3 protein-coding genes are annotated in these 2,221 nt (G+C 61.9%); all 3 read right to left on the reverse strand.

The genetic code is table 11. The features are described 5' to 3' along the window. The coding region (locus KIP88_RS45565) for a chemotaxis protein CheA (RefSeq protein WP_214494588.1) at positions 1-1,179 on the reverse strand (1,179 nt) is incomplete at its 3' end. A 321-nt stretch (positions 1,180-1,500) separates the two neighbouring features. Further along, on the reverse strand, positions 1,501-1,881 hold the full coding sequence (flbT, locus tag KIP88_RS45570) for a flagellar biosynthesis repressor FlbT (RefSeq protein WP_214494589.1): 381 nt from the start codon (positions 1,879-1,881) through the stop codon (positions 1,501-1,503). A 171-nt stretch (positions 1,882-2,052) separates the two neighbouring features. Further along, positions 2,053-2,221: flagellin (locus tag KIP88_RS45575; RefSeq protein WP_283848514.1), on the reverse strand; the 169-nt coding region annotated here is incomplete at its 5' end.

Below are 2,221 nucleotides of genomic sequence, written 5' to 3' on the forward strand. Positions count from 1 at the left end.
CAGTCCTCTGCCATTATCCGCAATGCAGATGATGATGTGGCCGCCCTCGTGATAGGCGGACAGCCTGATGGTGCCCTGCTCGCCCTTGCCGCTAGCCAGCCGCTCGGCCGGGGTCTCCAGGCCGTGGTCGGCGGAGTTGCGCACCATATGCGTCAACGGATCCTTGATCAGGTCGAGCACTTGCCGATCAAGTTCGGTGTCGGCGCCGTGCATCTCGAGTTCGATCTGCTTGCCGAGTTCGCCGGAGAGGTCGCGGACGATTCTGGGCAGCTTCTGCCAGGCATTGCCGATCGGCTGCATCCGCGTCTTCATGACGCCTTCCTGCAGTTCGGCGGTGACGTTCGACAAACGCTGCAGCGGCACCTTGAACTCGGTGTCCTCGTTGCGGCGGGAGATTTCCAGGAGCTGGTTGCGGGTCAACACCAGCTCGGAGACCATGGTCATCAAATGTTCGAGCGTGTCGACGTTGACGCGGATCGACTGGTTGGCGATCTTGTCGGCTTCCTGGACGTCGGTGTCGGCGACAGCGGCGCGTTTGGCAGGCTTTGCCTTGGTGGCTTCCTTGGCGACTTCCTTGGCTTCCGGCGCCGGCGCGGCCGGCTTGGCGGCGGCGGGCGGCTTCGGCGTGGGAGCTATTTCGGTCTCGGTCTCGCGGAAGGCGCGCTCGAGGTCGTCGAGCGAGACCTCGCCGGGACGAAGCTGGCGTTCCAGCACTTGGTCGACCAGCGTGCCTTTGACAACTTCCTGGGTGATCGCGGGCTGCACCGGGGGTGCGGCGACCACGGGGACCGGCTCGGCATGCTTGGCGCCTTCGGCCATCGCATGCAGCTTCTCGATCAAATCTTCGTCGGTGCCTTCGGGCTCGGTCTCGGTGGCTTCAAGGCCGGCGAGGATTTCCTTGATGCGGTCGATGCTGCTCAAGATCAGCGTCACGGCTTCGGCCTTGACCGGCATGCCGTCACGGAATTTGCCCATCAACGTTTCGCCGGCATGGGCCAGCGCTTCCAGCCTCGGCAGCCCCAGGAAGCCGCAGGTGCCCTTGATGGTGTGGACCAGGCGGAAGATGTTATCGAGGATCTTCGCGTCGCTCGGGTCCTGCTCGAACCGCACCAACTGATTGTCGACCGTATCCAGGCTCTCGCTGGTCTCCGTCAGGAACTCCCGCAGAAGGTCGTCCATATCAGCATGCCTTCTAAAAAAAATCAGGTATCGGCTTTGTGCAAAACTAACCCTTCGAATTTCACGGCCACGTTAATTTCACCGTCCGTGCTACTACGGATATGGTGAACAAAATATCGTCATGGGCCATTCGCGGCAGCGCAGTCGACGAAGATGAAGCCGTAGCCTTGTAGCCCGGGCGAGCGAAGCAACCCCGGGAGCGGTGCCGGACGAATAGAATGTGGGAAGTTGTTACCACCGTTCCCGGGGTCGCTTCGCTCGCCCGGGCTACAGCAGCCGGATATAACGATTTGCGGACTAGCGTGGCGAAGATCGCGCCGGTCAGGCTGCGAGCAGTTCTTCTTCGCGCTTCACCAGCTTCCTGATTTCCTTGAGCGCCTTGTAGAGCGCGCCGGCGGCAACATGGTTATTGGCGGCATCGATCGTGATGCGGGCGCCCGGATTGACCTCGCGCAACTCGCGCAGGAAGCCTTGATAGGCGGTCCGATAACGCGGAATGTCGTTCTTCAGATACATGGTCTGAAGGCAGAGATAGAGACGCTTGGCCGGCGTGTTGGCGGTCTCGGCCGTGATGGTGTCTCGCTCGCGGAGTATCGGCGCATCGCCGTCGATCAGGAACGAGGTGCGCGTACCGGAATTGACGAGAACGGTTTCCCCGATCACGATCCGTTCAAACGGCTTCAGTTCAACACGTAGCGGCACAATCCGTCCCCCGTTCGAGACGCGCGCGAGTGCGGCGGCTCACGACGTTTGCGAAACATCGTTCGTGCAAATGCGCGGCAGATAAGCCGCAATAAAAGTATTCTGGGATTTAGACCGATGGTGGCGGCGGGGTGTTCCCCGCCGCCTTGATCGTTGACGTTGCCGTCCCGCTTAGCGCAGGAGCTGCAGCACGCTCTGCTGGCTCTGGTTGGCCAGCGCCAGCGCGGACACCGCGATCGACTGGCGGGTCGACAGCGCCTGGCTGTTCGCCGCTTCCTCGTTGGTGTCGGCCAGCGTCAGGTTGCCCGAGCCGGTCTGCAGCACGTTGATCAGGTTCTTC

The sequence above is a fragment of the Bradyrhizobium sp. SRL28 genome (genome assembly GCF_018596315.1).
Classification (GTDB): domain Bacteria; phylum Pseudomonadota; class Alphaproteobacteria; order Rhizobiales; family Xanthobacteraceae; genus Bradyrhizobium.